A 3,436-nucleotide genomic window follows, 5' to 3' on the forward strand; every position below is an offset into this window, starting at 1 on the left:
GGAAAACTCGATCTCGACCTGGCCACCGGCGAGTACACCTACACCCCAAAACCGGACTACAACGGCACAGACCAGTTCACTGTTCTCGTCGATGACGAGCACGGCGGCAAGACCCCATCGACCGTCAACATCGCCATCACTCCCGTCAATGACGCTCCCGTTGTCAAACAACTCGATATCAGGACTCACGAAGATCAGCCCGTCAAGCGCAAGATCGTTGCGACAGACGTGGACGGCGATACGCTGCGCTATACGATCGACGCCCCTCCTAAACACGGCACGCTCGACCTGGATCGGCTGACGGGCGAGTACACCTATACGCCCGCTCTCGACTACTACGGCACCGACCAATTCACCATCTTCGTCGACGATGACCACGGCGGCAAAACGCCGTCGACCGTCAATGTCATCATCGGCGCCACCAATGATCGTCCTGTCGTGTCCGATTACGATCTCACGACTGCCGAAGATCAACCCATCAAGGGCAAAATTGTTGCAACCGACGTGGACGGCGACACGCTGATCTATTCGGTCAAGGAGGATCCGAAGCACGGCAAGCTCGTCCTCGATTCGCGGACGGGCGAGTACACCTACACTCCCGCTCCCGATTACAACGGCTCCGACCGGTTCACTGTCTTCGTCGATGATCGCCGAGGCGGCCTGGGGGTATCGGCCGCCGACATCACCATCACTCCCGTCAATGACGCTCCCGTTGTCAAACAACGCGAGCTCACAACTTTCGAAGACCTGCCCATCACGGGAAAGATCATTGCAAGCGATGTGGACGGCGATACGCTGAGCTACTTGACTACCGACGCTCCTAAGCACGGCAAGCTCGACCTGAATCGGCTGACGGGCGAGTACACCTATACGCCCGCCCTCAATTACTACGGTACCGACCGATTCTCCATCCTCGTCGACGATGGCCACGGCGGTAAGACGCCGTCGACCTTCAACATCATCATCGGCACCATCAACGATCGTCCCGTCGTTCCCGATTACGAACTCACGACAGCCGAAGATCAGACCCTCAACGGCAGAATTGTTGCAACCGACGTGGACGGCGACACACTGCTCTATACGATCAAAGAGCCTCCGAAGCACGGCAAGCTCGACCTCGATTCACAGACGGGCGAGTACACCTACGCTCCCGCGCCTAATTACAACGGCGCCGACCGGTTCACCGTCTTCGTCAACGACGGCCACGCCGGCCTGGCGGTGTCGACCGCCGACATCACCATCACCCCCGTCAACGACGCGCCTGTTGTTGAAAGCCACGATCTCAGGACTCACGAAGGTCTGCCGGCCAAGGGAAAAATCATTGCACGCGATGTGGACAGCGATACGCTGAGCTACTTGGTTACCGAACGTCCGAATCACGGCAAGCTCGACCTGAATCGGCTGACGGGCGAGTACATCTACACGCCGGATGCCGATTACAGCGGTGCCGACCAGTTCACTGTTCTCGTCGATGACGACCACGGCGGCAAGACGCCGTTGACCGTCAACGTCACCGTCTCCGCCGTAAATCATGCTCCCATCGTTGAAACCCGGGACTTCACGACGCTCGAAGATCAGCCCATCAAGGGTAAGATCGTTGCAACCGATGTGGACAACGACACGCTGAAATACTGGTTCTACGAACCTCCGAAACACGGCAAGTTCGAACTCGATAATCTGACGGGCGAGTACACGTACACTCCCGCTCCCGACTACAACGGCTCCGACCAGGTCACCGTCCACGTCAACGATCTCCGGGGCAGCACAACGAAGTCGACCATCAATATCACCGTCACCGCCGTCAATGATGTCCCAGTTGTTGAAAACCACGATCTCTGGACTCGCGAAGAGCGGCCCGTCAAGGGCAAGATCATTGCCACCGATGTGGACGGCGACACGCTGAGCTATCGGGCCACCGAATCTCCAAAGCACGGAAAGCTCGACCTCGATCTGCTGACGGGCGAGTACACCTACACGCCGGATGCCGCTTACAAAGGCGCCGACCAGTTCACCGTCCTCGTCGATGACGGCAACGGCGGCAAGACGCCGTCGACCGTCAACGTCACCGTCTCCGCCGTCAACCATGCCCCCATCGTGGAAAGCCTGGATCTCACGACGCTCGAAGATCAGCCCATCAATGGCAAGATCGTTGCGACCGATGTGGACGGCGACACGCTGCACTATCGGTTCTACGAACCTCCGAAGCATGGCAAGTTCAAACTCGATTACCTGACGGGCGAGTACACCTACACTCCCGCTCGCGACTACAACGGCTCCGATCAGATCACCGTCTTCGTCTACGATCGCCGAGGCAGCGTAACGAAGTCGACCATCGATATCTCCGTCACCCCCGTCAATGACGTTCCTGTCGTTGAAAGCCATGACCTCAGGACTTACGAAGATCTACCCGCCAACGGAAAGATCATTGCAAGCGATGCGGACGGCGATACGCTGCGCTATACGGTCATCGAATTTCCGAAGCACGGCCAGCTCGATCTCGATTCGGAGACGGGCCAGTACACCTACACTCCCGCCCTCGATTACAACGGTTCTGACAGGTTCACCGTCATCGTCGATGACGATCACGGAGGAAAGACGTCCTCGACCTTCAATATCGTCGTCACTGCCGTCAATGATCCTCCTGTCGTGTCCGATTACGATCTCACGACTGCCGAGGACCAACCCTTCAAGGGCAGGATCGTTGCAACCGATGTGGACGGCGACAAGCTGAGCTATTGGTTCGACAAGCCTCCAAAACACGGCACGCTCGACCTCGATTCTCAGACTGGAGAGTACACATACACTCCCGCCCCCGATTACAACGGTTCCGACCAGGTCACCGTCCTGGTCACCGATAACCGAGGCAGCATCGTCCGATCGACCCTCAGCATCACCATCGCCCCCGTCAATGACGTTCCTGTCGTTAAAGGCCACGACCTCTGGACTTTCGAAGATTCGCCGGTCAAGGGAAAGATCATTGCAACCGATGTGGATGGCGACACGCTGAGCTATACGGTCAACCAGCCGCCGGAGCACGGCACGCTCGACCTCGATTCGCAGACGGGCCAATATACCTACACTCCGGCCCTCGACTACAACGGCACCGACCGGTTCACCGTCTTCGTCGACGATGGGCAAGGCGGCACGACGCCGTCTACCGTCAACGTCACCATCACGGCCGTCAACGATTCTCCTGTCGTATCCGATTACGATCTCACGACTGCCGAAGACCAACCCTTGAAGGGCAAGATCGTTGCTACCGATGTGGAAGGCGACACGCTGACCTATTGGTTCGACAAGCCTCCAAAACACGGCACGTTCGACATCGATTCTCAGACCGGAGAGTACACATACACTCCCGCTCCCGATTACAACGGTTCCGACCAGGTCACCGTCCTGGTCACCGATAACCGAGGCAGCATCGTCCGATCGACCC

General features: G+C 58.0%; 1 protein-coding gene. It reads left to right on the forward strand.

Annotation, left to right across the window (positions count from 1 at the left end):
- On the forward strand, positions 1-3,436 hold a 3,436-nt coding region (locus tag C1I89_RS34415; protein WP_181390884.1), incomplete at both ends, for a tandem-95 repeat protein.

This window comes from Achromobacter pulmonis, from assembly GCF_002885955.2.
Classification (GTDB): domain Bacteria; phylum Pseudomonadota; class Gammaproteobacteria; order Burkholderiales; family Burkholderiaceae_B; genus Achromobacter; species Achromobacter pulmonis_A.